General features: G+C 72.5%; 18 protein-coding genes. 5 read left to right on the top strand and 13 right to left on the bottom strand.

What is annotated here, in order from left to right; all coding sequences use genetic code 11:
* Positions 1-60 precede the first annotated feature (60 nt).
* From H297_RS34890 to H297_RS0106490, 9 genes are all read right to left on the bottom strand, one after another.
* Positions 61-426: a hypothetical protein gene (locus H297_RS34890; RefSeq protein ID WP_051351593.1), complete on the bottom strand. Its 366-nt coding sequence runs from the start codon at positions 424-426 to the stop codon at positions 61-63.
* Positions 427-532: 106 nt separating this feature from the next.
* Complete coding sequence (locus H297_RS0106455) at positions 533-1702, bottom strand: beta-1,3-glucanase family protein (protein WP_027736368.1); 1170 nt, start codon at positions 1700-1702, stop codon at positions 533-535.
* Between the two features lie 485 nt (positions 1703-2187).
* Positions 2188-4467: an AAA family ATPase gene (locus H297_RS0106460; protein ID WP_027736369.1), complete on the bottom strand. Its 2280-nt coding sequence runs from the start codon at positions 4465-4467 to the stop codon at positions 2188-2190.
* Between the two features lie 155 nt (positions 4468-4622).
* Entirely contained in the window at positions 4623-7718 is a 3096-nt protein-coding gene (locus H297_RS0106465) for a glycoside hydrolase family 38 N-terminal domain-containing protein (protein WP_027736370.1), read from the bottom strand.
* Between the two features lie 70 nt (positions 7719-7788).
* Positions 7789-9930, bottom strand: coding sequence for an endo-beta-N-acetylglucosaminidase (locus H297_RS0106470; protein ID WP_027736371.1), 2142 nt, complete (start codon positions 9928-9930; stop codon positions 7789-7791).
* The gene (locus H297_RS0106475) at positions 9927-11264 is read right to left on the bottom strand and encodes a hypothetical protein (protein ID WP_027736372.1); all 1338 of its coding nucleotides are present in this window, start codon (positions 11262-11264) and stop codon (positions 9927-9929) included. The genes H297_RS0106470 and H297_RS0106475 overlap by 4 nt, the downstream gene beginning before the upstream one ends.
* Positions 11265-11331: 67 nt before the next feature.
* Positions 11332-12279: a carbohydrate ABC transporter permease gene (locus H297_RS34895; RefSeq protein ID WP_078513789.1), complete on the bottom strand. Its 948-nt coding sequence runs from the start codon at positions 12277-12279 to the stop codon at positions 11332-11334.
* Positions 12276-13205, bottom strand: coding sequence for a carbohydrate ABC transporter permease (locus H297_RS0106485; protein ID WP_027736373.1), 930 nt, complete (start codon positions 13203-13205; stop codon positions 12276-12278). The genes H297_RS34895 and H297_RS0106485 overlap by 4 nt, the downstream gene beginning before the upstream one ends.
* A gap of 57 nt (positions 13206-13262) precedes the next feature.
* Positions 13263-14546 carry an ABC transporter substrate-binding protein gene (locus H297_RS0106490; protein WP_027736374.1) on the bottom strand — a complete coding sequence of 428 codons (1284 nt, stop codon included), beginning with the start codon at positions 14544-14546 and terminating at the stop codon, positions 13263-13265.
* A 482-nt stretch (positions 14547-15028) separates the two neighbouring features.
* Between H297_RS0106490 and H297_RS0106495 the strand changes: the two genes are divergently transcribed.
* Positions 15029-16045, top strand: a complete 1017-nt coding sequence (locus tag H297_RS0106495) for a LacI family DNA-binding transcriptional regulator (RefSeq protein WP_027736375.1) — start codon at positions 15029-15031, stop codon at positions 16043-16045.
* An 83-nt stretch (positions 16046-16128) separates the two neighbouring features.
* Here the strand turns inward: H297_RS0106495 and H297_RS34900 are convergent, their stop codons facing one another.
* From H297_RS34900 to H297_RS0106515, 4 genes are read right to left on the bottom strand one after another with little or no spacing between them, the layout of a single operon-like run.
* Positions 16129-17160, bottom strand: coding sequence for a tocopherol cyclase family protein (locus H297_RS34900; RefSeq protein ID WP_051351595.1), 1032 nt, complete (start codon positions 17158-17160; stop codon positions 16129-16131).
* Complete coding sequence (locus tag H297_RS34905) at positions 17157-18251, bottom strand: polyprenyl synthetase family protein (protein ID WP_037793022.1); 1095 nt, start codon at positions 18249-18251, stop codon at positions 17157-17159. Before H297_RS34905 ends, H297_RS34900 begins: the two co-directional genes overlap by 4 nt.
* Complete coding sequence (locus H297_RS34910) at positions 18248-19597, bottom strand: prenyltransferase (RefSeq protein ID WP_078513790.1); 1350 nt, start codon at positions 19595-19597, stop codon at positions 18248-18250. The genes H297_RS34905 and H297_RS34910 overlap by 4 nt, the downstream gene beginning before the upstream one ends.
* Positions 19594-20694 (bottom strand): methyltransferase, encoded by a 1101-nt coding sequence (locus tag H297_RS0106515; RefSeq protein WP_027736376.1) that lies wholly within the window; start codon positions 20692-20694, stop codon positions 19594-19596. The genes H297_RS34910 and H297_RS0106515 overlap by 4 nt, the downstream gene beginning before the upstream one ends.
* 144 nt (positions 20695-20838) lie before the next feature.
* On the opposite strand from H297_RS0106515, the gene hppD reads away from it, so the two are divergent.
* The 4 genes from hppD (at position 20839) to H297_RS0106535 (ending at position 25971) form a co-directional block, all read left to right on the top strand.
* Positions 20839-22020: a 4-hydroxyphenylpyruvate dioxygenase gene (hppD, locus tag H297_RS0106520; protein ID WP_027736377.1), complete on the top strand. Its 1182-nt coding sequence runs from the start codon at positions 20839-20841 to the stop codon at positions 22018-22020.
* Positions 22021-22052: 32 nt separating this feature from the next.
* Positions 22053-22790: a demethylmenaquinone methyltransferase gene (locus tag H297_RS34915; protein WP_078513791.1), complete on the top strand. Its 738-nt coding sequence runs from the start codon at positions 22053-22055 to the stop codon at positions 22788-22790.
* A complete protein-coding gene (locus H297_RS34920; RefSeq protein WP_078513792.1) occupies positions 22787-24241 on the top strand; it encodes a geranylgeranyl reductase family protein in 1455 nt (484 codons plus the stop codon). Before H297_RS34915 ends, H297_RS34920 begins: the two co-directional genes overlap by 4 nt.
* 1154 nt (positions 24242-25395) lie before the next feature.
* Positions 25396-25971 carry a DUF4232 domain-containing protein gene (locus H297_RS0106535; protein WP_027736378.1) on the top strand — a complete coding sequence of 192 codons (576 nt, stop codon included), beginning with the start codon at positions 25396-25398 and terminating at the stop codon, positions 25969-25971.
* Positions 25972-26496 lie beyond the last annotated feature (525 nt).

The raw sequence follows: 26496 nt of genomic DNA on the forward strand, positions 1-26496 counted from the left end.
CGCGGCACGGCGACAGCGAGGACAGGGCCCGGTCTCACCGACCGGGCCCACCACTCGGTGTCAGGCACCCGGCGGCGGGCCGGCCGGGGGCGGCGGCACGGTGGGCGGGGCGGCGGCCGGGCCGTGCGGGGCGGCGCTGTCGTGGAGGAGCCTGGCCAGGGTGAAGCGGCAGTGGAAGACCGACGCGGTTCCTTCGACGACGAGAAGGTAGCCGCCGTCCTTGTCGTCGTGGACCCAGCGGCGGTGGGCGCCGCCGCGCGGGTGCACCGGGACGTGGTGCAGCGCGTGCTCGTACAGCGCCCGCCTCGCGTCCCGGCGGGTGCCGATGGTGTGGCCGAGGGCGCGGGTCATCCAGGTCAGCCCGGAGCCGCTGCCCCGGTACTCCCCCACCATCAGGCCCCAGGTGGCGGTCCGTGCCCCGTCCATCCCCGTCCCCCCCGTTCCCCTTCGCTCGTGCCACCGGGTGTGGCCCGCACTCTGCCACACCCGGTGGACGGGCTCCCCGCGCCCGGGGAGGGGGGGCGCAGCCCGGTTACTCGAAGGGGGTGAGGGTGAGGGTCATCTCCTTCGCGCCGCCGTCCTCGATGTACGAGGCGAAGCCGGCCACGTCGTCGAAGGCGAAGCCGTAGGCCTTGCCGTCCTCGGTGGCGTCGTGCATGGCCTTGGCGTAGTGGTGGGTGACGTCGCCCTGGTAGAAGGCGGCCGGGTCGGTGGTGGGCTGGTCGGCCGTCGACAGCAGCGTCGTGCGGTTGAAGGCGGCACCCAGGATCGCGGCCACCGGCCCGGTGGTGCCGTCGTTGGGTGCTGCCAGGGCGCCGTCGCAGAAGAGGACGTCCTTGGTGGTGGGCTTGGAGAAGGAGACGGACCCCGGGCCGGTGAAGGAGAGGCTGTCGCCCGACACGCGGCCGGTGAAGGTCCCCGCGTTGGTGGTCACCTTCAAGTCCTTGCCACCGTAGGCGGACCAGACCTCGTCGATGTAGCCGGCGAAGTAGTCCTCGGCGAACAGCCCGGCGCCGAGGCCGTGGCCCGGGGCGATGACACGCTTGTCGTCGATGACGAGCTGGGAGAACGCCTCGACGGACTTGACCTGTTCGAAGATGGCGTTGCGCGCGCCTGCCTTGAGCGTGCCGGTGGTCTGGTCGGAGTCGCCCTGGAGGGCGATGGCCAGCGGAACGCTGAACATGTCCACCATGGTGGTGTTGCAGTACATGGCGCCGCCCTTGTAGGTGAACTCGGCGCAGTCGTGCACGATCGGGTAGTTCGGGTCCGACTCGACCCAGGCGGCGGGGTAGGCCAGCGCGGCGCCCTGGTCGCCGTCGACGGCCTTGAACTTCAGCTTCTCGCCGCAGGACACGTAGATCCGGCCGGACATCTCGGGGAGCTGGATGGTGGTCTCGGAGCCGGTCAGGGGGATGGCGTAGTCGGTGTAGCCGTCCGGACCGTTGTCGGACACCTGGACCGGCTGCAGCTCCCCTTCAGGGGTGACATGGCACTGGTTGGTGCCGTCGTTGCCCACGATGTACACGTGGATCGACCCGTTGTCGTAGGCACCGCTGTTGTTGACGATCTTCAGCGGCAGCCCGGCCGCCTTGGTGCGGGACGGTCCCGCGCTCGCCTGCTGGACTATGAGCCCGGTGGCGGGTACGGCGAGCGCGGTGGCCGCGGCGGTACGCAGGAGTCCGCGTCGGCTGAGAGGGGTCACGGGGTGGAACCTCCGGTGTTCGCGACGGTCACCCGGCCGGCGGGCGGTTCCCCGCCGGGCCCGGTGGTTTCGGTGCGGGTTGCCTGCCGGGCCTGGCCCTGGGGAGGGGCGCCGTCCAGGGCGGGGCCGGGCCGGGGGAAGTGACGTCGCGCGCTCGCGGTTCGCGGGTTGTCGGGCCGTGCGGCCCCTCCCGGGCGCCCCGGAGCCGGTGCCCCGGTCTCTCCGCGCACAGGCGTAGCCATGGTCATGACTTGCGCTCCTCTGAGGTGGGGGGTGAGCGCTCTCACATCACGGGACAGCACCGTGCCGAAGGTATGGACCAACGTCAAGAGGTGAAGCGGAACTCCTCACTTCCCACCGCCAGTCGGCCCGCACGCCGTGGTCGTGCGCGACGCCGTCGCACCCCACCACGGCTCGCGGCACCGTCCGGTTCATCAACCGGCCGACGGGGTCACGCGGTTACCGGCCTCACCGGGTCGACAGCGTCATGCGGGCGCTGCGGTGCCCGCACCGACCGCACCGGCCAGCCCCTGCGGGAGCGGCGCCTGGTGCACGACGCCCAGGGTCTGGGTGGCGCGGGTCAGCGCCACGTACAGATCGCTCGTGGTGAACTCCGCGGGCTCCACGACCAGGACGCGGTCGAATTCCAGCCCCTTCGCCTGGCGCGGGACCAGCAGCACCAGATGCCGGGCCAGATCCGGCTCGGCGCCCGCGGCGACGCCGGGTAGGCGGGCGGCCAGTTCCTCGTGCAGCCTGCGGGGGGCGATCACCGCGAGGCGCCCTTCCGCGGCGGACTGGGCGCCCGCCGCCTCGGCGACAGCCGCAGCCAGGCCGTCGGGCACCTGCCGGATCCAGGGCAGCGTGCCGGTGGAGCGGACCGAGGAGGGCGGCTCGAAACCGGGGCGTTCGGCACGGACGACCCCGGCTGCCAGTTCCATGATCTCCGTCGGGGTGCGGTAGTTGACGCCGAGCCGGGTGTGCTCCCAGCGGTCCTCGACGTAGGGTTCGAGGATGGCGTCCCAGGAGCCGACCCCCGCCTCCTCGGCGGTCTGGACCGGGTCGCCGACCAGCGTCATGGAGCGGGACGGGCAGCGCCGCATCAGCAGCCGCCAGGCCATCGGGGAGAGTTCCTGGGCCTCGTCGACGATGATGTGCCCGAAGGCCCAGGTGCGGTCGGCGGCGGCCCGCTCGGCCGCCGTGCGGTGGTCGGTCTCCTCCTGCCGGTCGGCCATCCCCTCGGCGTCGATGATGTCGTGCGCGGCGAGGATCTCCGACTCGGTGTCCTCGAACTCGAAGGACTCGGAGCCGCGGGCCACGTCGAGCACGCCCTGCGCGTAGGCGATGCGCCGCTGGCGTGCGGCCTCGGCGGCCGCCTGCTGCGCGCTGTCGTCGTGGCCGAGCAGTTCGGCGGCCTCGTCCAGCAGCGGGACGTCGGCCGGTGTCCAGTCGGCGGGCGAGGTGACGGGTCGACGGACGGCCGCGGTCTCCTCGTCGGTCAGCCGGGTGGGTTCGGCCAGGTAGTCGGCGACGCACTCCTCGGCCGTCAGTCGGGGCCACAGCTCGGCGATCGCCGCGTGCACCTCCGGGTTGCCGGCCACGGCCTTGCCCAGTTGCGCGACGTCGTCCGGGCCCAGCAGGTTGGGCCCGCCGTAGGGATCGGTGCCGATACGTTCGACCAACTGGGCCGTGAGCGCGTCGATGACGCGGAAGGCGAAGTGCGGGCGGGCCAGGTTGTGCGGGAGGCGGGTGGCACGGGCGGCCTCGCGTGCCTCGTCGGCGAGGTGCCAGTCCAGCAGGAGGTCACCGTCGTCGTGCGGGACGACCATCGGCTCGCCCGGCTCCGGCACCTGCTGCCGGTCGCGGACGGCGAGGCGCAGGACCTCCGCCATCTCCGCACGCCCCTTGACCTCGGCGGCGTGCGGGCTGTCGGTGCCGCGCGCCTCGACGCCCGGGAAGAGCTCGGCCAGGGTGGACAGCAGTACCCCCGTCTCGCCGAGGGAGGGCAGCACCTCGCCGATGTAGGCGAGGAACGCCGGGTTGGGGCCGACGATGAGTACGGCCCGTTTGGCGAGCAGCTCGCGGTGCTCGTAGAGCAGGTAGGCGGCCCGGTGCAGCGCCACCGCGGTCTTCCCGGTGCCGGGCCCGCCCTCCACGACGAGGATGCCCCGGTGCGGGGCGCGGATGACGCGGTCCTGCTCGGCCTGGATGGTGCGCACGATGTCGGTCATGCGGCCGGTGCGGGCGGCATTGAGGGAGGCGAGGAGGACGGTGTCGCCGGTCGGGTCCTCGTGCCCGGTGCGCTCCGCGTCGCCCAGATCGAGGATCTCGTCGTGCAGCTCGGTGACGGTACGGCCGATGGTGGTCAGGTGACGGCGCCTGCGCAGACCCATGGGGGTGTGCCCGGTGGCCAGGTAGAACGGCCGGGCCACCGGGGCGCGCCAGTCGATGAGGATCGGCGTGCGCTCGGGGTCGTCCTCCGCCTCCTCGCGGAGCCCGATCCGGCCGATGTGGTGCGAGGCGCCGTCGGTGAGATCGATACGGCCGAAGCACAGCGAGCCGTCCACCGCGTTCAACGCGCTCAGCAGCCCCGAGCGCTCCGCGACGCGCACGTCCCGCTCCACCCGCGCCTGCCGGGTGGTGCTCTCCGGCGTCTGCGCCTCCTCCAGCGCGGAGGCGGCCTCTTGGCGCAGGGTGTCGACCCGGGCATAAAGGTGGTCGACGTATTCCTGCTCGCTCCGCAACTCGGCGCTTTCCCGGTTTGACAAATCGGCTCCCTGCCCGCTAGTCTTTCGAATGTATTCAGGGCTCCGTTTTCGGGGCCCTTTTTCTGTGTGCACACAGAAACAACCAATCTAGCCAAGGAAATCCCCGGCCGCAATTCAGCACCGGGGATTTCCTGGCCGGGGGCCGTGCCGGGTGGTCAGTTGCGGGCGGCCTCCCCGGAGAAGCGCAGCGTCACCAGCTCGAACGGGCGCAGGGACAGCTCCACGTCACCGTCGGCCGTGGCCCGCGCCGTCTCCTGACCGCCGGGCAGCGGCCGCTCCAGCAGGTCGCAGGCGGTCACCTCGGCGAAGGGGAAGCCGGCCGCCAGGCGCACCGGGGCGCGGCCGCCGTGCGACTCGTGGAAGCGCACCACCACGTCCCCGCTCCCGTCGTCGGCGAGCTTGACGGCGCTGACGACGACCGCGTCGTTGTCGAGGGTCACCAGTGGTGCCACCTCGGCGCCGCCTTCGGTCTCGCGCACGGGCAGGTTGATGTGCCAGCCCTCGCGTACCGCGTCGCCGATGGTGGCACCGGGCAGCAGGGCGTAGCGGAAGCGGTGGAGTCCCTGGTCGGTGCGCGGGTCGGGGAACCGGGGGGCGCGCAACAGCGAGAGCCGCACGGTCGTGGTGGTGCCGCCGGCCGAGGAGGTGCCGTCCGCTGCCGTGCGGGCGGCGCGGGTGACGTCGTGCCCGTAGGTGGAGTCGGTGACCAGCGCGGCGCCCCAGCCGGGCTCCGCAAGATGGACGAAACGGTGGTTGCAGGCCTCGAACTTGGCCGCGTCCCAGCTCGTGTTGGTGTGCGTGGGGCGGTGGAAATGGCCGAACTGCGTCTCCGAGGCGTACCGGTCGGTGTGCAGGTCGAGGGGGAAGGCCGCCTTGAGGAACTTCTCCGTCTCGTGCCAGTCGACCTCGGTGTCGACGTCCAGCCGCCGGGCACCGGCCGCCAGGGTGAGCACCTGCACCGCACGCGAGGCGCCGAAGGTACGGGTGACCCGCACCGAGGCCTCGGCGGCCCGCCCGGGGCGCGCCGGCTCCTCGTCCAGGGTGACCTCGTCCACGTCCGTGAGGTCGGTGACGGTATTGCGGTAGAAGGCGTCCACGTCCCAGGCATCCCACATGTTGGGGAAGTCGGGGTGGAGCTGGAGCAGGTTCGCCGCCTGCCCCGGCGCGACCGCCTCCCGGCGCGCCGCCAGGTCGTAGGCGGAGACGACCAGTCCGCGCGCGTCGATCTCCACCCGCAGCAGCCCGTTGTCGAGCACGAAACCCCCGCCGTCCCGGGTGGTGGCGGTGACGGCCCCCGCGGGCGTGGTGAGAGGCGCCGCACCGCCGGCCGGGATGCCGTCGCGGGCGTGCGGAGAGGCGTTGAACGCGATCCGCGTGCCGCCACTGTCGGTGCCGGTGCCGGACGCGAGGGCACGCTGGGCCGCCTCGACGATCTCGGTCAGTTCGGCGGCGACCCGCGCGTAGGTCTCCGCCGCCTCCCGGTGCACCCAGGCGATGGAGGAGCCGGGCAGGATGTCGTGGAACTGGTGGAGAAGCACCGTCTTCCACAGGCGGTCCAGCCGCTCGTACGGGTAGGGGTGGCCGGTCCGTACGGCCGCGGTGGCTGCCCACAGTTCCGCCTCCCGCAGCAGGTGTTCGCTGCGCCGGTTGCCCTGCTTGGTCCTGGCCTGGCTGGTGAGGGTCGCCCGGTGCAGCTCCAGGTACAGCTCTCCGGCCCATACCGGCGGGTCGGGGTACTCGGCCTCGGCCTTGGCGAAGAACTCCGCCGGGCTCTCCCATGCGACGGTGGCCGAGCCCTCCAGGTTCCGCATGCGGGCGGCCTTGGCGACCATCTCGCGGGTGGTTCCGCCGCCGCCGTCGCCGTACCCGGTGGGCGCGAGCGAGCGGGTGGCACGGCCCTTGTCCTTGAAGTTCCGCGCGGCGTGGGCGATCTCCGAGCCCTTCATGGCGCAGTTGTAGGTGTCCACGGGCGGGAAGTGCGTGAAGATGCGGGTGCCGTCGATGCCCTCCCAGGAGAAGGTGTGGTGCGGGAAGGAGTTGAGCTGGCTCCAGGAGATCTTCTGGGTGAGCAGCCACTTGGAGCCGGCGGCCTTGATGATCTGCGGGAGCCCGGCTGCGAAGCCGAAGGTGTCGGGCAGCCAGGCCTCGTCGTTCTCGATGCCGAACTCGTCCAGGAAGAACCGCTTGCCGTGCACGAACTGGCGCGCCATCGCCTCGGAGCCCGGCATGTTGGTGTCGGACTCCACCCACATCCCGCCGGCCGGCACGAACCGGCCCTCGGCCACGGCCTTCTTCACCTTGGCGTAGACCTCCGGGCGGTGCTCCTTGATCCAGGCGTACTGCTGGGCCTGCGACATGGTGTAGACGAAGTCGGGCTCGTCCTCCAGCAGCGCGGTCATGTTGGCGGTGGTGCGGGCCACCTTGCGTACCGTCTCGCGCAGCGGCCACAGCCAGGCGGAGTCGATGTGCGCGTGGCCGACGGCACTGATGCGGTGTGCGGAGGCACGCGCGGGGGCGCTGAGGACCTCGGTGAGGCAGGCGCGGGCAGCGGCGGCGGTGCCGGGCACGTCCTGCAGGTCCAGGGCGTCCAGTGCGCGCTCGACCGCGCGCAGGATCTCCCAGCGCCGGGCGCCGTCGGACGGCAGCTGAGGCATGAGTTCGCCGAGGACCTCCAGGTCCATCACCAGCTCCCAGACGGTCTCCTCGAAGACCCCCAGGTCCATCCGGGCCAGCGTGTACTGAGGCTCGCTGCCCGCGGTCTCCTTGTCGCCCAGTTCGGTGGGGAGGAAGGGGTGGTAGTCGAGGATGACCGGGTTGGAGGCGGCCTCGATGTGCAGGTCGACCGTCTCACCGCCGACCGCGCTCTCGGCGACGCGTACCCACTGGTTGCACGGGTTGAGGCCCTTCACCGGTGAGCCGTCGGGGCGGTGGACCAGGCCCTCGCACTGGAAGCCCGGCATGTTCTCGTCGAACCCGAGGTCGAGCAGGGCTTCCACGGTGCGGCCGGCCCAGTCGGCGGGCACGGTGCCGGTCACCCGGAACCAGCTCGTGCCCCACGGCGCCCCCCACTTGTCCCCGACGGCGATCGGGGCGTGCTCGGCGGCCAGGCCCTCGGCGACCGGGACGGGCTCGTCGGGCGCGTGCCAGACCGTGACGTCGAGCGGCACGGAGGCGGAATGGACGGCGGGGCGGATGCGTTCGTCGAGGACCCGCTTGAGGCGGCCTTCGGTCAGTGCGCGGTCGTCGTGCATGAGTGCTGCTCTCCGTGAGGGGTTCCGGTCGGACCGGCCGGAAGCGGCCGGCTTGCCAGGCGTGGCTGACTCACCAAGGGTGGCTGGTGGAAGCGGCGGAAGACGAGTGGGTGTACAGCTCCCCCACCGCGTGCAACGTGAACCGGGCGGCCTCCTCGCCCTGTTCGGGACGGAGCCCGGGGACGAAGAAGGCGTGCTGCGGGGTGGCGCCGAGGAAGCGCCGGGTGCCGTCGGGAAGTACGCGGTGCAGCGCGTAGTGGCGTACGTCGCCGGGAGACGGCTGCCAGCGGAAGCGCAGCCCGGTGGTGCCGTCGCCGTCCGGGGCGGCGCCGGTGACCCGCAGCGCGCGGGGCGCAGCAGGAGGGGCCGTTCGTCCGTCACGGACGGCGAGGGCTCCCAGCCGCCAGTCGACCTCGCAGGCCGGCCCGCCGGGTGCCTCACCGCTGGGGGTGAGCCGTACTCCCAGCGCCCGGACGGTACGTCCCCAGGCTCCGGCCAGGTGGGGCCCGAGGCGGACGGTCGCGGTGGTCCAGCCCGTGCCGCCGCTCCTGGCGGTCCCCGCGGGCAGATAGGTCCAGGGCACCGGGGCGCCGGGACGAGCGGGCTCCGCGAACGCGACGGCCAGTTCGACGGTGACGTCCGTCGAACCGTCGGCGGCGCGGTGGGTGAGGGAGCAGGTGGTGTGCGGGCCGACGGGCAGGCGGGTGGCGAAGAGCTCGACCGTCACCGGCGCGCCGGGCCGGCCCGCGACCAGCAGGCTGCTGCCGCCGCACCAGGCGTCGGCGAAGTCGAAGCGGACCGTCGGCCGGGCCCCGGTCGTCGTGAGGGACCAGCGCCGGGCGGGCAGCCGGTCCTGCAGGCCGAGGTGGTTCCACTCCGCCGCGGAGGTCACCCGGCCCTCCTCGTACCAGCGCAGCCCGTGCCCGGTGTTGAAGGTGGTGGCGAACGGGAGGGCGTCGAGGGTGGACCGGTCCGCGACGACGGCTGCCGGTGCCCGCCACCCGTCTTGGGAGCGGGCGGCACCCGTGGGGTCCAGCGCCCGGCCCGTCCAGAACCGCTCGTCTTCCGCGTGGAAACGCTGCGGGGTGCGCTCGTCGTCGGTCAGGTGGGTGAGGGTCCACTCCGGGCGGTAGAAGCCGATGCTGACGGTGTGCGGGCCGTCGGCGGGCACGACGGCGTCCCAGTCGACGTCGGCTGCCCAGCCCCGCTCCTCGACGTCGACGCCGGCCTGGAGCGCGTAGCGGTCCCTGCCGAGATCCTCGGCAAGCCGCCCGGAGGCGGCCAGCTTCTTCGCCGTCCACCGGAAGTCCAGGAACATCGAGTCGCTGACCTTGCCCCGTGCGTCCTGGAAGAACTCCCGGTTGCGCTCGTTCAACGCGCCCTGCCAGCCCACCTCGCCCTCTCGGTCGAGCGCGTCGTACCAGGTCAGGCGGAGGTCATGGGCGTCGGACAGGGTCCGCATCCGACGCAGGAAGCCGTGCATGTGCCCGGCCAGTTCCGCGTCGCCGCCCGCTGTCTCGGCGTTGACGAACCAGCCGTCGAAGCCGTGGGCGACGGCCACCTCGGCGAGCTGTTCCGCCAGTGGGTAGCGGCCCGCGGCGTCCCGCTGCACCAGGTCCCGGGTCCAGCGCAGTACGCCGCCGTGGCCGACGGGCGGCAGGAAGACGGTGCCGAGGACGGGCACACCGTTGCGGTGGGCGGCGTCGACGACCGGGGCGTTGGGGGCGAGGATCAGCCCCTCCCCCGCCGACCCGCCCCAGAAGACCAGCTCGTCCAGGTACCCCCACTGGGTGAGGGCGTAGTAGTCGGCGCAGCCGGCGCCCGTACCGCCCTGCGAGGGGTTGCCCGCCGTGTGGCCGAAGGAGACCAGTGCGCTGATGCGGGCCTGCCCGTCCTTGGCCGAGGTGTTGGCGGCGACGGGGGTGAAGCGCGGGGCCAGCGGGACGGAAGCCCTGTTGAAGGGGAGGTCCTCGTCCTCCTCGGGCCGCCAGTTCTTCAGGCTCCGCCACACGACGCCCTCGCCGGGCGAGCCGGAGGGAAGCGTGTCGGGGAACCAGTAGGAGGCGTACGGCTGTCCGGCCGCGCCACCCGCCGGGGCAGAAGCGGATGCGGCACGGCGGGAGGCGGCCCGTCCGGGAGCCGGCACCGCGAGCGGGCCGAGGAGGGCGGTGGCGGCCGTGCTGGCCGAGCCGAGAACCGTGCGGCGTCTCATGTGTGCTCCTCCGTGGTCGGTGCGGCGGTCCGTGCAGCCGTCTGCTCGACGGTGACCAGTTCGGTGATGCCGCGTGCGGACAGGTGCGCGGCGTCCCCGGCGCGTTCGGCGAGCACCACGGCGGGGCGTATCCCACGGGCGGTCAGCCGGGCGAAGGCATCGAAGAAGGAACCGCCGGGCGCGCACACGGATCTGCCGGGCCGGGCGCCCTCCGCCCCCTCGCTCCCCTCCGGGCCTTCGGGGTGGGCGTCGAGAACAAGAGCGGTGGTGCGGGGCGCCGGCGGCCGCGGGGTGGCCCGGTACTCACGGGCGGCCTCCGCCAGGGCGCGGGCGGCGGGCTTGGGGCGCTGGTCCTCGGTGAACAGGCCCAGGGAGTACTCCAGTTCGGGGAAGTCCGCGAGCCGGCGCGGCACGTCGTGCGAGCACCACCAGGTGACGCCCCACACGTCCGTGCAGTCGAGCGCGGCCTCGACGGTGGCGCGGGTGAACGCGGCGGCGTGCTCGGCCGGGACGTGCGGCGCGGGTGCTCCGACCTCCTGGAGCCACACCGGCCGGTGCGGGTCCTCGGCCCACGCCTTGGACAGCTCGATCAGGTAGGCGGCGTGGTGCTCGGTGGCGACGCCGTCGTGTCCGTACCGCTGGGCGGTGCCGTTGAAGACCCACGAGTGGACGGCGGTCGCCGCGCCCAGGCGGGCGGCGTGCGCGGGCGTGAAGGGGTGCCCGTCCAGGTACCAGGCCGCGTCGTACTCGGCGTGCAGGTGCCACTTGTCCGGGGCGCCCTCCTGGCAGGCCCGCAGCATGCGGCGCAGCCACCGTGCGGCCTGCTCCTGACTGATGCGGTCCGGGTCCGGGTGCGGGTCACCGGAGAACTGGTTGATCTCGTTGCCGACGGTCATGCCGAGGAAGTGCGGCCGGTCGGCCAGGGCGGCGGCCAGGGTGCGCAGATAGGTGGCCTCCCCCTCGACGACGTCCGGGTCGGTGAACAGGTTGCGGCGGTGCCAGGTGCCGGTCCAGGCGGGCAGGAAGTCGAAGCTGGACAGGTGGCCCTGCAGCCCGTCCACGTCGACGTCGAGGCCGCGCTCACCGGCGGCGTCGACGAGCTGCACCAACTGCTCGACGGCGCGGGGCCGCACGACGGCACGGTTGGGCTGGAAGAGCGGCCACAGCGGGAAGACGCGGATGTGGTCGAGGCCGAGGGAGGCGATCGCGTCGAGGTCGGTGCGGACTGCGTCGAGATCGAAGTCCAGCCAGTGGTGGAACCAGTCGCGGGAGGGGGTGTAGTTGACGCCGAAGCGCGGCGTCCCGGTGGGTGCGGGCGTGGGGGCAGTGGCCATCGTGGGGTGCGGTTCCTGGGGTAGAGGGCGGTCGAGCGGACAGCGGGCGCGTGTGCCGGCGGCGGGGTCAGCCCTTGACGGCGCCCTCGCCGACGCCGCGGAAGAAGTAGCGCTGGAGGCAGGCGAACATCACGATCAGCGGCGCCACGGCGATGATGGTCCCGGCCGCCACCAGCCGCTGGTCGTCGGCGAAGGTGCCGTGCAGGTAGTTGAGTCCGACGGTGAGGGTGAAGTTGGCCGGGTCGCTCAGCACGATCAACGGCCACAGGAAGTCGTCCCAGGCCGCCATGAAGGCGAAGATCGCGACGACGGCCAGGGTGCCCTTGACGGAGGGCAGCGCGATCCGCACGAACCGCTGCCACACGTTGGCCCCGTCGACGAGGGCCGCCTCCTCCACCTCGTACGGCAGGTGGGAGAAGGCGTTGCGCATCAGCAGCACGTTCATGGCTCCCACCGCGCCGGGCAGCAGCACCCCGAGCAGGGTGTTGTTCAGATGCAGCGCCCGCGCCATGGTGAACTGGGCGATGATGATGCTCTCCAGCGGGACGAGCATCGCCATGACGAAGACCACCACGGCGGCCCCCCGGCCCCGGAAGCGCAGCCGGGCGAGCGCGTAGCCCGCCAGCGAGGCGCCCACCAGGTTGGTCAGGACGCTGGCGACGGCCACCGTGAGGGAGTTGAGGGCGTAGTCCCACACGGGGATGATCTTCGCGACGCCCGCGTAGTTGTCGAGCGTGGCGTGCGAGGGCAGGAGCTTCGGCGGGTAGCTGTAGAGGTCCTCACCGGGTCCCTTGAGGGACGTGGAGAGCTGCCACAGGAACGGCCCCGCCATGAGGGCGAACACCGCCAGCAGCAGGACGTAGCGCAGCACGGTCTGCCATACGGGCGGGCGTCTCCCGTCGTCACCGACCGGAGCACGCGAGCCCCCGGCGGGCGTACGGTGCGGCCGACGGGCCCCTTCGTCCGGGCCCGTGCGGGCGCGCGGTACCGGACCGGTGGTGACGGCTCCCCTCACGCCTCCTCCTTCCGGTTGGCCCGCAGCACCAGCAGCATCAGGCCGAGTGTGATGACGAAGACGACGACGGAGAGCGCCGAGGCGTAGCCGACGCGTCCGTTCAGGCCGGTGCCGACCTGCTGGACCAGTTGCACCAGGGTGGTGTCCTCGCCCGCGGGCCCGCCGTTCTCGCCGGCGAGGAGGTAGACCTCGGAGAAGACCTTGAACGCGCTGACCGAGGAGAGGGCGCCCACCAGCACCATGGTGTTGCGGAGCGCCGGCACGGTGACGCTCACGAAGCGGCGGACGGGGCCCGCGCCGTCGACCGCGGCGGCCTCGTGGAGCTCGCGGGGGACGTTGGTCAGCGCCGCCAGGTAAATGATCATGTAGTAGCCGAGGCCCTTCCAGACCGTCAGCAGCATGGCGCTGAGCAGCAGCAGCCAGGAGTCGCTGAGGAAACCCACGGGTCCGGCACCCAGCGCCTCAAGGATTCCGTTCACCAGCCCCCGGTCGTCCAGTAGCCACGACCAGATCAGCCCGACGACCACGACCGAGGCGACGACCGGGGTGTAGAAGGCCGCGCGGAAGAAGGTGATCCCCGGTATGTGGCGCCGTACCAGCATCGCCAGCAGCAGCGGGAGCAGCACCAGCAAGGGCACGGTCACCAGCACGTACAGGCTGCTGTTGCGCAGACCGGTCCAGAACATCTCGTCGCCCAGGAGCTCACGGAAGTTGGCGAGCCCCACGAAACCGCCGGGCACCAGCGTCCGGTTGTCCGTGAAGGAGTTGCCCACCGTCAGCAGGAACGGGGCGAGGCTGAACGCGGTGACGGCCAGCAGGCCGGGCGCGAGGAAAAGCCACGGGCTGGCGGGCAGATGTCTGCGCACCCGGCGGAGCGGCGCCGGTTCGGGCGCTGCCCCGGGTGGTGCGGTGGCGGCGGTCGTCATGACGGGTTCCTGGTCCTTCGGCTCGGCCCTGCTCGACTCGGCTTTCCCTGACGTGACTCAGCCGAGTTTCAGCAGGCGGTTGCATTCCTCGGCGGCACGGTGCAGCGCCTTCTCGGGCGGCTCGTCACCGCGCAGCGCCCGGGTGACGGCGTTCTGCAGAACCGTCTTCATGTCGTCGCTCAGCAGTACCGGGGTGTAGTTGACGGCCTTCTCCAGCGACGCGGCGGAGGCGACACGCACCCGCGTCTTGTCGGTGCCGTCCTGCTCGGTGAAGAACTTCGTCTCCAGCGCGCCCTCGGTGCTGGGGAAGACAGTGGTCTCGTGGGCGAATTCCGTCTGGTTCCGGGCGTCGGTCACGAAGTGGGCGAACGCCACCGCCGTGGCCTTGTTGTCGCCCGCGGCGTTGACCATCAGGCCCTGTACGTACATGTTCGGGTGCCCGGTGTTGTTCGGCGCGTCGGTGATCCCGATGTGCCGGTACAGGCTCGGGGCGTCCTTCTTGAACTTGTCGAGGTCCAGTGCGCTGCCCGGGTTCATGGCGACCGACTGCTGCATGAACTTCCGCCCGGCCTGCTCCGGCGTGGAGGTGAACGCCTGCGCGTCGAGGGCTCCGGCGCGGTGCAGTTTCCTGTAGCGCTCCAGCAGTTCGACGCCCTTCGGCCCGTCGAACGTGAAGGCGGTACCCGCCGCGTTCATCAGCGGTACGCCGTAGCGCCCGAAGTCCTCGATGGTGGGCACGTTCGCCAGCGTCGCGATCTTCCCGCCGCTGCGCTCGGCCAGCGTCAGCGCGTCGTCGAAGAGTTCGTCGTAGGTGCGGGGCGGGTCGTCCGGGTCGAGACCCGCCTTCTCGAACAGGCGCTTGTTGTAGAAGAGCGGCCCGGTGTTGAGGTACCAGGGGAAGGCGTAGGTGCCCTTCATCCCCGGTATCCGGGTGCTCTTCCAGGCGGCGGGCAGGTACTCGTCCCGGTACTGCGGAGCCGCCTTGTCGAGGTCCAGGGCGAGGTGGGCCTTTGCCAGGGGTGCCGCCAGGTCGGGAGAGACGTTGACGACGTCGGGCAGGGTGCCGCCCGCCGCGTCCGCACTGATCTTGTCGGCGTAGCCCTCGGCGGGCTGATCGACCCACTTGACGTGCGTGCCCGGATACTTCTTCTCGAAGTCGCCGATCAGCTTCTCGAAATAGCCACGGTAGGCGGCCCGCAGGCTCCAGGTCTGAAAGGTGACCGTGCCGCGCACCTCGCCCTCGGCACTGCCGGTGTCCACGTTCTGCGTGCCCACGGTGCACGCGGACAGCACAAGGGCTGCGGCAAGGGCGAGGGCGGCTGCGCGGGACGTACTGCGCACGGCTTCACGGGACTTGCGCACGGCGAACGGCTCTCCTTCGAGCAGGCGGGAGGGGACAACTCCCCCCGAGGGGCGCTGACATCGATGTCAGGCGTCGGCGCCGAGGGATAAGCTGCACGGCCCGTAAGAGAAAGTCAAGAGTTCCGGTCAACACTTGCGCCGCTCAACTAAAGCGCTTTAGCGTGACTGGACTATAGCGCTTTAGCTGACACCGGTACCGAGGGGCGAAGATGCGGTGGCCGGTGCCCGGACGGCCGCGAGTTGCCACAACGACGCGGGAGGGGGAGGCTGTTGCGGCCCTCACAGGGCGACGGCACGGACACGAGGGGCGGCGAGCTGCAGTGGACTCCGCGGACGCGGTAAGCACGGGGACGGCGGGGGCCGAGGAAGCGGCGCGCGGTACCCCTGGCGGCGGGACCGCGGGACGACCGGCCGCGGGGGCGGCGAAGAACCCGGGCCGCAAGGGGGGTCCGGGGTCTCCCGTGCGTCGGCCGACCATCAAGGACATCGCGCTGCAAAGCGGCGTCTCCGAGAGCGCCGTGTCGTTCGCGCTCAACGGCCGGCCGGGCGTCTCGGAGGCCACGCGCGCGCGGGTGCGGCGGGTGGCCGAGCAGGTGGGATGGCGCCCCAGCACGGCGGCTCGGGCGCTGTCGGGCGAAGGGTCCGCCACCATCGGGCTGGTGCTGGCGCGCCCCGCACGGATGCTGGGCGTCGAGTCGTTCTTCCTCCAGCTCATCTCCGGCATCCAGCAGGTACTGGCCGGGCGCCGTCTGGGCCTGCTCTTCCAGGTGGTGGAGGACGTGGCGGCGGAGTGCGCGATGTACCGCCACTGGTGGGCCGAGCACAGGGTGGACGGCGTCCTGCTGGTCGATCCGCGAGCGGACGACCCGAGGCCGGACCTGCTGGAGTCGCTCGGGCTGCCCGCGGTCGCCATCGGCGGCACCGAGACGCTGCCCCGCCTCTCCGCCGTCTCGGCCGACGACGCGGGGGCCATGGCCTCGGTCGTCGCGCACCTCCACGCGTTGGGGCACCGCGACATCGTGCACGTCGCGGGCCTGCCGGGGCTGGCGCACACCGAGCGCCGCATCGCCTCGCTGCGCACCGAGGCACAGCGCCGGGGCGTACCGCACGCTCGGTCCGTGACCACCGACTACTCGGATGCGGAAGGTGGGGCGGCGACCCGTCACCTGCTCGACGAGGGCCGCCCGCCGACCGCCGTCGTCTACGACAACGACGTGATGGCTGCGGCCGGGGTCGCCGCGGCCACCGAGCGCGGGCTGTCGGTGCCGGGCGACCTGTCGATCGTCTCGTGGGAGGACTCGGTGCTCTGCCGCATGGTCCACCCGTGGCTGACGGCGCTCGCGCGGGACCCGATCGCTTTCGGACGCAGCGCCGCCGAGGAGCTGACCCGCCTGCTGGACGGCTCCCCGGCCCGCACCGTCCAGGTGCCGCTGCCGCAGTTGCTGGTACGGGAGAGCACGGCCGCTCCGCACGGGTGAGACCGCCTCTCGACGGGTGCCCCGGGGCGCCCCAGGGCAGGGACCTGGTCCGTCCGCCCGAGGCCGTGGGAGAGGCCCGCCCGTCAGCGCGTGCCGACGCCCCTGGGCCCTCCGGTCTCCAGGCTGGCCAGGTCACTGGTGCCGCTGTAGAGGAGCCGTCCGTCCCGCCGGACGCGCACGTGCAGCCGTCCGGCGAGGTGGTGGAGGGAATGGCCGAACCGGTGGCGTTCGAGCAGGGGGACGGGGAGGCGGAGTGGTTCGTCGCTCAGGGCGGTGCCGGTCATCTCCACCTGGTGGCGCGGGGAACGTGCGCGGACGTGCCACCGGCCCTCCCGCACGGCACCGCGTACGGCGGCGACGGGCGGGACGAGGCTGATCACCTCGTCGCCGAGACGGACGACGAGACCGCCCACCGGCACGGTGAGGGCACCCCGGCCCAGGAGGCCGCCCGCGAACGCGACGCACAGGTCGGGGCGGTCGGAGCCGTGGGCCTGTCCCCACCACCAGGCGGGCGGGAAGCCACGGCCCCAGGACTTCTCGGCGTAGACGTGGCAGCCGGACAGGTCCCAGCTCTCACCGCCGACGTGCGCGGTCCCCTCCACCGCCGCGCCGAAGAGGTGGGGGTGCCAGTAGTGGTTGAGCCCGGGGGCGAGGGAGAAGAGTCCGCTGCCGTGCAGCACGCGTCCCGCGGGCCAGGAACGCACCGGCCGCAGCGCGCACGTGATGCCGACGGAGTCCCCGATACGGACGCGCATCCGGTGCCCGGCGAGACGGAAGGCGGGGGGCGCGGTGATCCGGTAGGCGGTGGTGTCCGCCCAGGCACCGTCCACGCTGGCCGAGCGCACCAGCCCGGAGGGGTGGGCGGCGACGACGACGGTGGCCCAGGGGTGCCGGGGCTGGTTGCTGACACCGCACGCGATCAGCAGCACCCTGCCCTTGGTCGGGTCCGTGAAGCGCCACAGGTAGCCCTCCATGGGCGCCTGGTGGGAGGGGAGCGGGTCCCCGCGGGGCAGGTCGGCTCCGGTGCCGCGCCACAGTCCGCGCAGTCGGCCGGTGAGGGAGCCGGTAAGGCGGGGTGCCCGGCGAGCGGGTGCGGCCGTCCGGCCGGCCCTCACGTCTCCCTGCTCGTCATGTAGTCGGTCAGGGCGAGCAGCCGGGTGCGGACGGCACCGGACATCGGCAGACCGGCGACCACGGCGAGAGCCGCTTCCTGCTGGCGGCGCGCTTCCGCCTCGGCCGCGGCCCTGCCGCCGGCGGCCTCGGTGAGTTCCAGGGCGGTGTCCAGGTCGTCCGGGCTGAGCTGCCCTTGCGGGGGCGGCAGCAGGGCGCGCAGACGCTGGCCTGGGTCGGTGCCGGAGTGCAGAGCTACCAGGACGGGCAGGGTCTTGCGTCCCTCCAGCAGATCGGAGCCGACCGGCTTGCCCGTCCTGGCCGGTTCGCCCCACAGGCCGATCACGTCGTCGGCGCACTGGAAGGCCACACCGAGCCGGCGCCCGAAGAGGGCGAACCGTGCGACCTCCCGTGCCCCGCCGCCGGCCAGCAGGGCGCCGAGCGCGGTGGCACCCGCGAGCAGTCCGCCCGTCTTGGCGGCGGCCGTCCGGCGGTAGTCGGCGAGGGTCACGGCGCCGGGCCCGCTCCAGGGGGACCGGGCGAAGCCGTGGTCGGAGGCCTGGCCGTGGAGGGTGAGGAGCATGGCCCGCACCAGCAGGGTGACCGCCCAGGTGGCCCGGGTCGTGCGCGGTGTCGTCAGCACGTCGGCGGCGAGGACCTGGAGGCCGTCGCCGGCCAGCAGCGCGGACCCGGTGCCGTACTGCTGCCACAGCGTGGACCGGCCCCGGCGGGTCGCGTCCTTGTCCATGATGTCGTCGTGGATGAGGGCGAAGTTGTGGACGAGTTCCACGGCGGCGGCCCCGGGGACGGCGGCCGCGGGAGGAGCGCCGAGGGCCTCGGCGGCGAGACAGGCCAGTGCGGGCCGGACGGCCTTGCCGGTGGCGGCCTGGGCCGGCGGCTGCCCGTCGGGGCCCCACCAGCCGAGGTGGTAGCCGTTCATCCGGGCGAGCTGCGGGGGCAGCCGGTCGACGGCCGCTCGCAGTGCCGGCTCGGTGCGCGCCTGCGCCCGCTGACAGGCCGTCACAGCGATGCGGTGGGCGCTGTCCGCCGGATCCGTGGGGTCCGACGTGTCCGTCCGGTTCGGCGCCGCAGTCATCGCGCCTCGTGCTCCTCGGGCAGCGGATCCCCGGACATGACGGCTTCCTCCGTCTCGTGAGACCTGAGCGGTGCGCGGCGTCCGACTGTTCGGCGTCCCGCACCCGGCGCCTCCTGCGGCGCCCGCGCGGACGCTTCCTGGGCGGGGCGTTCCGGGGCTCCGGACCCGAGCTGCGGGACGGCACGACCGGGGGCGGCGGCATGTCCGGGTGCGGCGGTGCCGTCGGGGGCGGCCGGTCGACGGGCGGAGCGCACCGCCCGGTACAGCCATACCGCGAACAGCAGTGCGGTGCCGCCTGCGAGTGCGGACCAGAGCGGAGGTGCGGTACGCCCGTTCAGCGCCCCGTCGGCGAGCAGCCCGAGGATGGTCGCGCAGGTGGTGAGCGGCAGGTGCACGGACGCCAGGAAGGTGACGCCGCCGGCGCGGCCCTGCTCGCCCATCGCGCCGGTGAGCAGACCGCGCACCACCAGGCAGGCGACCGGGGCGACCAGCAGTTGGGCGAGAGCCACCACCCAGGGAAGGACGTGCACGGCAGCGAGCGTCACCACCCCGGCGTACAGGACGGTCTGACCGGCGGCGTAGACCTGCGTCAGACGGCGGGGCCCGAGCACACCGGCGAGGGTGGCCTTGCCCACGAGGGCGTCGCCCTCGATGTCGGCCAGGTTCATGATCAAGCAGCGCAGCACCTGGAGGGCGGCGACGAAACCGGTGCACCACAGCAGCAGCGGGGTCAGATGTCCGGCCTGCAGGACGGCGGCGAGGAGGGGCCCCATCGCGTACAGCACGGCCGCGCAGGTCAGCTCTCCCAAGGCGCGGTAGTTCAGCCGGAACGGCGGTGCCGTGTAGAACCAGGCGAGGGCGGTCAGCGCGCAGGCCAGCAGCCGCGCCGGCAGCGTCGGCATCGTGGCGATGAGCACCAGCGAGGTGAACAGCAGGACGAACGCGGCCCCGATGCTGGTGGCCGGGGCGAGAAGGCCCTCGACGAGAACGCGGCTGCCGCCGGTCCAGGCCGTGGGCCGCGGGTTCGCCCGGTCGGCCTCCAGGTCGAAGTACTCGTTGCAGAAGTGGGTCATCAGGTGCGTCGACCAGGCGAAGGCCAGCGTCACCAGGTACCGGCCCGGCGAGAAGGTGCCGGTCGCATGGACGGCGAGCGCGACACCGAAGCCGGTCACCATCATGCTCTGGAAGAGGAACTTGACCCGCGCCAGCTTGAGAAAGGCCGCGAACGAGCCGGGGGCCGCACAGGGAGCGCCCGCCCCCTCGCCTTCCGCCGCCGCACCACCTGCCGCCGAGGCGCCGTCCGCATGCACGGCCGGCCCGCCGCCGGGGCGACCCGCACGGCTCATGTGTCCTGCTTGGTGGCGACGATGATGCCGTGCGGCGTCCAGCCGGGTACCTCGATACGCCGCATCGCGGTGAACCCGGCCTCCCGCAGGCACTGCTCGTGCAGCCGCCAGGGGTAGATCATCCCTCCCTCGGCCGGCAGCGAGGCGAAGTAGACGCTGTCCAGGGCCGCCACCACGGGGCCGTCGCCCTCGTCGTTCGACATCGAGCTGAAGAGCACGACGCGCCCGCCGGGGTTGAGGGCCTGGTGGGCCTTGCGGAGCAGCGCGGTGTTCTCCTCCGGCGTCCAGATGACCAACTGGTGGGCGAAGAGCACCACGTCGTTGGCGGCAGGGAAGGTGTCGGTGAACATGTCGCACGGCACCACGGTGACGCGGTCACGCAGCCCGGCTTCGGTGATCTTCTTCTCCGTCATGGCCGCCGAGGAGGGGATCTCCAGTACGGTCGCCTCCAGGCCGGGGTGGTGCTGGACGAGAGCGAGCGCATTGACGGCGTCGCCGCCACCGCAGTCGAGCAGCCGGGTGGCGCCGGTCAGGTCGAGGGCGCTCACAAGGTGCTCGTTGGCGAGCTGCGACCACGAGCGCATGTACCGGTAGAACACCTTCTCCAGGTGGGGGTGGTGGCTGAAGCGGTGGTACAGGTCGGGGTGGTCGCCCGGGATGCGCCGCAGTCCCACGTTGGAGTTCTCCCGCAGCGACTCGACGAAGTCGGCCTGGCCGGGGTAGACGATGTGCTGCTCGAAGGCGACGGTGTCCTTGAGCTTGTCCCAGGTGCCGTGCTCGGCCAGCGACTCGATCAGCGGCGCCGTCCCGTAGCGGTCCTCCTCCTTGCGTGTGAGCCCGAGTGAGGTGCAGCCCAGCAGCAGGATGTCGGCGGCCCGTTCGGCCAGTCCGAGTTCCGCCCTGATCTCGTCCCGGGTCAGCGGTCCCCGCTCCATGAGCAGGTCGAGCAGCTTCAGCTCGCAGGCGGCGTTGAGGTACTGGAACGCCGCGTGGCCGAAGAGCAGGAGCGACAGCCGATCCATGGTCAGCTCGCCCGGCTGTGCGGCGTCCAGGGCCGCCGCCGGGTTCGACGAGGTGGTCATCGTGGGGATGGTCATGGGCTTCCCTCTTGCCGTTCGGCGCGTTGCCGGTATGGCGTACGGAGACGGATCGGCGAAACGACACAAGTCGGTCAATAGGCACTATAGGCATAACATGGATACATATAGTGATAGCGCTGCTGCCGACCCGGGGAAGCCACCATGAAGCCAACGGCACTTGAGACGACGACGCCCGACGCCGGTGAACCGGCCACCCGCACCACCGCGCGCCGGGACGGCGCGGCCCGCCCCTGGGACATCGTCGGGATCGACCACATCAGGCTGTGCGTGGGCAACGCGCGACAGGCCGCCCACTTCTACGTCTCGGCCTTCGGCATGGAGCTGACCGCGTGCCGGCGCCCGGAGAGCTCGCCGCACGGGCACGCCGAGTACGTGCTGACCTCGGGCTCCGTGCGCTTCGTGGTGACCGGCGGCGGGGAACCCGACAGCCCTGCCACCCGTTGGGCCGCCCTCCACGGCGACGGTGTCAGCGACATCGCCTTGCAGGTCCAGAACCTGGACGAAGGTCTGGCCTACGCGCAACGCGCGGGCGCTCGGGTGCTCCAGGAACCGGAGAAGAGCGAGGACGAGTGCGGGGCGGTCCGCACCGCGGCCATCGCCACCTACGGCGAACTGCGCCACACCCTTGTGGAGCGCTCCTCCTATCGGGGGCCCTTCCTGCCCGGCTTCCACTCCCCCGCCCCGGGCGGGCCCCGCCCCGCGGGCCCACGCCTCTTCCACCGGGTGGACCACGTGGTGGGTTGTGTCGAGCTGGGCCTGCTGGACGACTGGGTCGACTTCTACCGGCGCACGATGGGATTCGGCACGATGGCCGAATTCGTCGGCGACGACATCGCGACCACCTACTCGGCCCTGATGAGCAAGGTCGTCACGGACGGCTCCCAGAAGGTCAAGCTCCCGCTGAACGAGCCGGCCCCCGGCGAGCGCCGCTCCCAGATCGACGAGTACCTCGCCTACCACCGGGGCCCCGGCACCCAGCACATCGCCCTGGAGACCGACGACATCCTCGCCGCCACGGACGCGCTGCGCGCCGAGGGCATCGACTTCCTGGCCACTCCGCACACGTACTACGACGACCCGGTGCTGCGCTCCCGGATCGGCTCGGTCCGCGTCGGCATCGACGAGCTGCGGTCCCGGGGGATCCTCGTGGACCGCGACGAGGACGGCTACCTGCTCCAGATCTTCACCCGCCCGCTGGTGGACCGGCCGACTTTCTTCGTCGAGCTGATCGAGCGGCACGGCAGCGAGGGCTTCGGAAAGGGCAACTTCAAGGCCCTGTTCGAAGCCGTCGAACGCGAACAGGAACTGCGCGGAAACCTCTGACGCCCACCGCCCGCACTGCCCCGGGAGTACCCGTGCCGAGAGCGACCCTCGCCAAACGACCCGACGACGTCTCCGCGATGTTCGACCAGGCAGCGCGGCGCTACGACCTGACCAACACCCTCCTGTCGGCGGGCCGGGACCGGATGTGGCGCACCCGCACCCGCGAGGCGCTCGCGCTGCGCCCCGGGGAACGCTGTCTGGACGTCGCCTGCGGCACCGGCGTCTCCACCGAAGCCCTCGCCCGCTCGGGCGCCACCGTGGTGGGCATCGACCGCTCCCCCGGCATGGTGCGCCGCGGCGCGCACCGGCCGGTCACGCTCCGCGTGGGGGACGCGCTGTCCCTGCCGTTCGCGGACGCGGAGTTCGACGCGGTGACCATCGTCTTCGGGCTGCGCAACGTGGTCGACGTACCGGCGGCCCTACGCGAGATGGCCAGGGTGGTGCGGCCCGGCGGACGGCTGGTGGTATGCGAGTTCAGCCACCCCGCATGGAGCCCGTTCCGCACCGTCTACCTGCGATACCTGATGCGTGGTCTGCCGCGCGTCGCCCGCCGGGTGTCGAGCAACCCGGACGCCTACACCTATCTGTCGGACACCATCCGCGCCTGGTACGACCAGCCGCGGCTCGCCCGTATGATCGCCGACTGCGGATGGTCGCGGGTCGCCTGGCGGAACCTCACCGGCGGCATCGTCGCCCTGCACCATGCGGTCCGTCCCGCCGAACCCGACGCGTCGGCCTCCACCCTGGAGCTCCGGGTGGTCGGGGCATGAGCCCGCAGGCGGTGACGGACGCCCAGGTCGTCGTGGTGGGCGCAGGGCCGGGTGGCTCCACGGCCGCCTACCATCTGGCGCGTCAGGGGCTGGCGGTGACGCTGCTGGAGAAGTCCCGCTTCCCCCGGGAGAAGGTCTGCGGGGACGGCCTGACGCCGCGAGCGGTACGCCAGTTGATCCGCATGGGCATCGACACGGCAGGGCCCGGCTGGGCGCGCAACCGCGGCCTGCGTTTCGTCTCCCGCGGCCGGACCCTGGAGCTCGACTGGCCGCAGAGCGGCACCTTCCCCGGCTACGGCCTCACCCGTACCCGTGAGGACTTCGACCAGCTCCTGGCCCGGCACGCCGAGTCCGCCCGGGCCCGGCTGCACACCGGAACCCGGGTCACCGGGCCGGTGCTGGACCGCGCCGGGCGGGTCGTCGGCGTCGAGGCGAGCGGACCCGACGGCCGACCGCAGACCTTCACCGCGCCCGTGGTGATCGCCGCCGACGGGGTGGCCGGACGTCTCGCCGTCGCGGTGGGTATCGAGCGGCTCAGGAAGCGGCCCGTGGGCACGGCCGTCCGACGCTACTTCCGCTCCCCCGCCAGACACCTGGATCCCTACCTGGAATCCTGGCTCGACCTGCGCCGCGAGGACGGCCGCGTGCTCCCCGGCTACAGTTGGATCTTCCCGCTGGGCGACGGGCGGGTCAACGTCGGTCTCGGCGTCCTCAACGACTCCCGCACCGGCTCCATGGAGACCCGGCGCCTCCTCGACACCTGGCTGGCCCGCACCCCCGCCGAGTGGGGTCTGGCGGACACCGGGAACGCCGACGGTCCGCTGCGCGGAGCGGCCCTCCCCATGGGCTTCAACCGGCTCCCCCACTACCGCGGGGGCCTCCTGCTGATCGGTGACGCGGGCGGCATGGTCAACCCGTGCAACGGTGAAGGCATCACCTACGCCATGGAGTCCGCGGAACTCGCCGCCGAAGTGACGGCACAGGCCCTGGCCAGGCCCGAGGGCCCCGCCCGGGAACGCGCATTGGAACGGTACCCGTCCGAAATGGCGCACCGGCTGGGACGGTACTACCGGCTCGGCCGTGGTTTCTCCGCCCTGATGGCACGCCCCGCCTTCACCTCGCTGGTAACCCAGCACGCCGTCAGGTCCCCCGCGGCGATGCGCTTCATGGTGCGGCTGCTCTCCAACCTGACCGACACCCCGGGTGCCGACGCCATGGACCATCTCGTCAACACGTTGATCCGGGTCACGCCGCGGCCCTCCCCCGAGCACCGTCGAGCTGCGGCGTCGAACGGGCGTCCCGGCCGGGATGCCACACGACGGCGCACCCTCGGGGGCACGGGACGGAGGGCGGGCGACGGCGATGACCGGCGGGAGCGGGGAGGACAGGCGCACGAGACGGGAGGGGCGAGAGGTTCGGGGCGGGCACCGGGCGGTGCCGCCCACCGCTGATGTACGCATCGAGGCGTGGGGCGCCGGCCGAGGCGGTGCCGGGCCTGGTCGGGTGCTGCGCCGACCCGTCCCGGGCCGGGCCCGGCACACGCGCCGGGTGACATGTGCGAAGCGGTCCGGCGAGGCGCTGTCGGCCGCGCTGCCGGACGAAGTGATCTTCCGAACGGTGACACAGCTGGCGCGGTTGGAATCGCGCCACAGGGCTACCACCGTGGTGGCCGGTCAAGCCCCGGGGTCCCCGGTTGCGACCCGCTTGCACGCTCGGCCCTCGAAGCCCTCGGCGCCGCGGAGAGGAGGCTTCCCGCAGCCGACCAACCCCCTGTGACCAGGTGTTTCGTGCCGAGGGCCCTGGTTACCCGAGGAACAGACATCGAAACGCTCCACAAGCCGCGCCGGGGAGAGGCTCCGGGCGACCACCAGGTCGCGGAGTCCGTCGTCGGCGACCGGTCCGCTGTCCGGAACGGGTCGCGCACCGAAGGTCCGAAAACCCCCGACGCGAGCTGCGGCGCACCCCTCCCCTCGATCACCTTTCAGTGCCATGTCCGAACCGCACGAGACACCACCGCCGCATCCGACACCCGAGCCGGAGCCGGAAGCCCAGTCGCACCTCCGGCCGGAGGAGGGCGCAGCCACCCAGCCGTCCGCACGGGAGCCGACACCGCCCACTCCCGGCCCCGGTCCCGGACCGCCCGGCCCCGAGCCGGGCCCCGGCCCCGGTCCCGCGCCTCCGCCCGGGCCCGACCCGGTCCCGCCGAAACCGCCCGCACCGGAACCGGACCCGGTGCCGCCGCGTCCCCAACCGCCGACTCCTGGACCGGAACCCGGTCCGGCACCGGATCCGGTTCCGCCCTCTCCCACGGACGAGGACACCCGGCCGCGGGACACCCGACGGTCCGCACGCGAGCGCGAGTGACAGCGCGCCCGGCCCGGCCACGGCCCAAGTTCCGGACGGGAGCGGCCCGCACGTTCCGAGCGGACCCCGGCATCGCTTCCGGGCGGCTCCCCTCCGCAGTTGCGCACGTACCCCGACATCGGTTCCGGACGGGCCCAGACGTCCGGAATCGACCACCTCTGCGGTGAACTTTTCGCTCCGTGTGCGCATCCCACCTTCTGTACGAGGCAAAGCGCCCTACCGAGAACGGGAGCGGACGATCATGAATGAGCGGAATCACCGCAGCACCAGCGCAGCGCGGGGACGAATCGCCAGGCGCGCCGCCGGGGCGGGGCTGGCTCTCCTCGCCGCCGCCGGGACAGGGGTCGCCGGGGCCGGGACGGCCCAGGCAGCCGGGAACACCTCGGTGCCCACCTGTACCACCTCCGGACTGACCGCCTCGTTCGGGCAGAAGCTCGCGGGCGGGATGAACCACCAGGGCGTGGTACTCAAGCTGAAGAACACCAGCGGCCACTCCTGCGCCCTGCGCGGCTACCCCGGACTGGGCCTGGAGAACTCCGGGCACCGGACGCTGTCCTCGTCCGTGCAGTGGGGCGACACCTGGTACGCGGGCGACCCCGGCAAGAAGACCCTCACCCTGGGCAACGGCGAGAGCGCCGAAGCCGTCGTCTCGTGGACGCACGCCAACGAAGGCACCTCCGACGCCCGGCACGCCGCATACCTTCAGGTCACTCCGCCGGCCAACACGGACCACAAGACGCTGAAGTTCCCGGAGTGGGTGGACAACGGCCGCCTTCAGATCACCGCTCTGTCGCCGCAGGCGGAGCTCAAGGGCTAACGGCGGCCCCGGCCCGAACCGGCCCCGGATCTCCGCGCGAAGAGGGGGCGCACCTTGACGGGTGCGCCCCCTCTCGCGTGTCGTTCCCGCTCGGCGGACTCCCCTTCCGGGGGCCGCCGTCCGCGCAGCACGAAGCCGTCCCGGCAGCCACGGGGGAAGCTGCCGGGACGGCTTCTCCTAGCCTACGGGTCATCGCGGGCGGTGAGCACCCGGTGAGCAGAACCCGGCCATGCTCTGGACACAACCGGGCCCCCTGCCGCCCTCGCTGGGCCGTCGTGGGGACATCATCGGCAGAGCCCATCGAAACTTTCGCCCCACCTGTCACACAGGTTTCACCCGGATGTATTGACGTCCATTCACTCTCCCTCCAGCATGAATACACCCATGCAGTCGAGGCGACCCGGCAGGCATCCGCATACGTCCAGGCCGGACGGCCGCGTCGGAACGGCCCGAGCCGGACATCCGTGCCGGGCCGGCGCGCAGGGACGTATGGGGCCTCGGGTGCGCGAAGAAAGGCGGGAGCGA

It is taken from the genome of Streptomyces sp. CNT360 (assembly GCF_000424785.1).

What these genes read in the sequence shown, in the direction of transcription:
- H297_RS34890 (WP_051351593.1), bottom strand. Translation starts at nt 426, where the DNA reads ATGGACGGGGCACGGACCGCCACCTGGGGCCTGATGGTGGGGGAGTAC.
- H297_RS0106465 (WP_027736370.1), bottom strand. Translation starts at nt 7,718, where the DNA reads ATGCACGACGACCGCGCACTGACCGAAGGCCGCCTCAAGCGGGTCCTC.
- H297_RS0106470 (WP_027736371.1), bottom strand. Translation starts at nt 9,930, where the DNA reads ATGAGACGCCGCACGGTTCTCGGCTCGGCCAGCACGGCCGCCACCGCC.
- H297_RS0106475 (WP_027736372.1), bottom strand. Translation starts at nt 11,264, where the DNA reads ATGGCCACTGCCCCCACGCCCGCACCCACCGGGACGCCGCGCTTCGGC.
- H297_RS0106485 (WP_027736373.1), bottom strand. Translation starts at nt 13,205, where the DNA reads ATGACGACCGCCGCCACCGCACCACCCGGGGCAGCGCCCGAACCGGCG.
- H297_RS34905 (WP_037793022.1), bottom strand. Translation starts at nt 18,251, where the DNA reads ATGACTGCGGCGCCGAACCGGACGGACACGTCGGACCCCACGGATCCG.
- H297_RS34910 (WP_078513790.1), bottom strand. Translation starts at nt 19,597, where the DNA reads ATGAGCCGTGCGGGTCGCCCCGGCGGCGGGCCGGCCGTGCATGCGGAC.
- H297_RS0106515 (WP_027736376.1), bottom strand. Translation starts at nt 20,694, where the DNA reads ATGACCATCCCCACGATGACCACCTCGTCGAACCCGGCGGCGGCCCTG.
- hppD (WP_027736377.1), top strand. Translation starts at nt 20,839, where the DNA reads ATGAAGCCAACGGCACTTGAGACGACGACGCCCGACGCCGGTGAACCG.
- H297_RS34920 (WP_078513792.1), top strand. Translation starts at nt 22,787, where the DNA reads ATGAGCCCGCAGGCGGTGACGGACGCCCAGGTCGTCGTGGTGGGCGCA.
- H297_RS0106535 (WP_027736378.1), top strand. Translation starts at nt 25,396, where the DNA reads ATGAATGAGCGGAATCACCGCAGCACCAGCGCAGCGCGGGGACGAATC.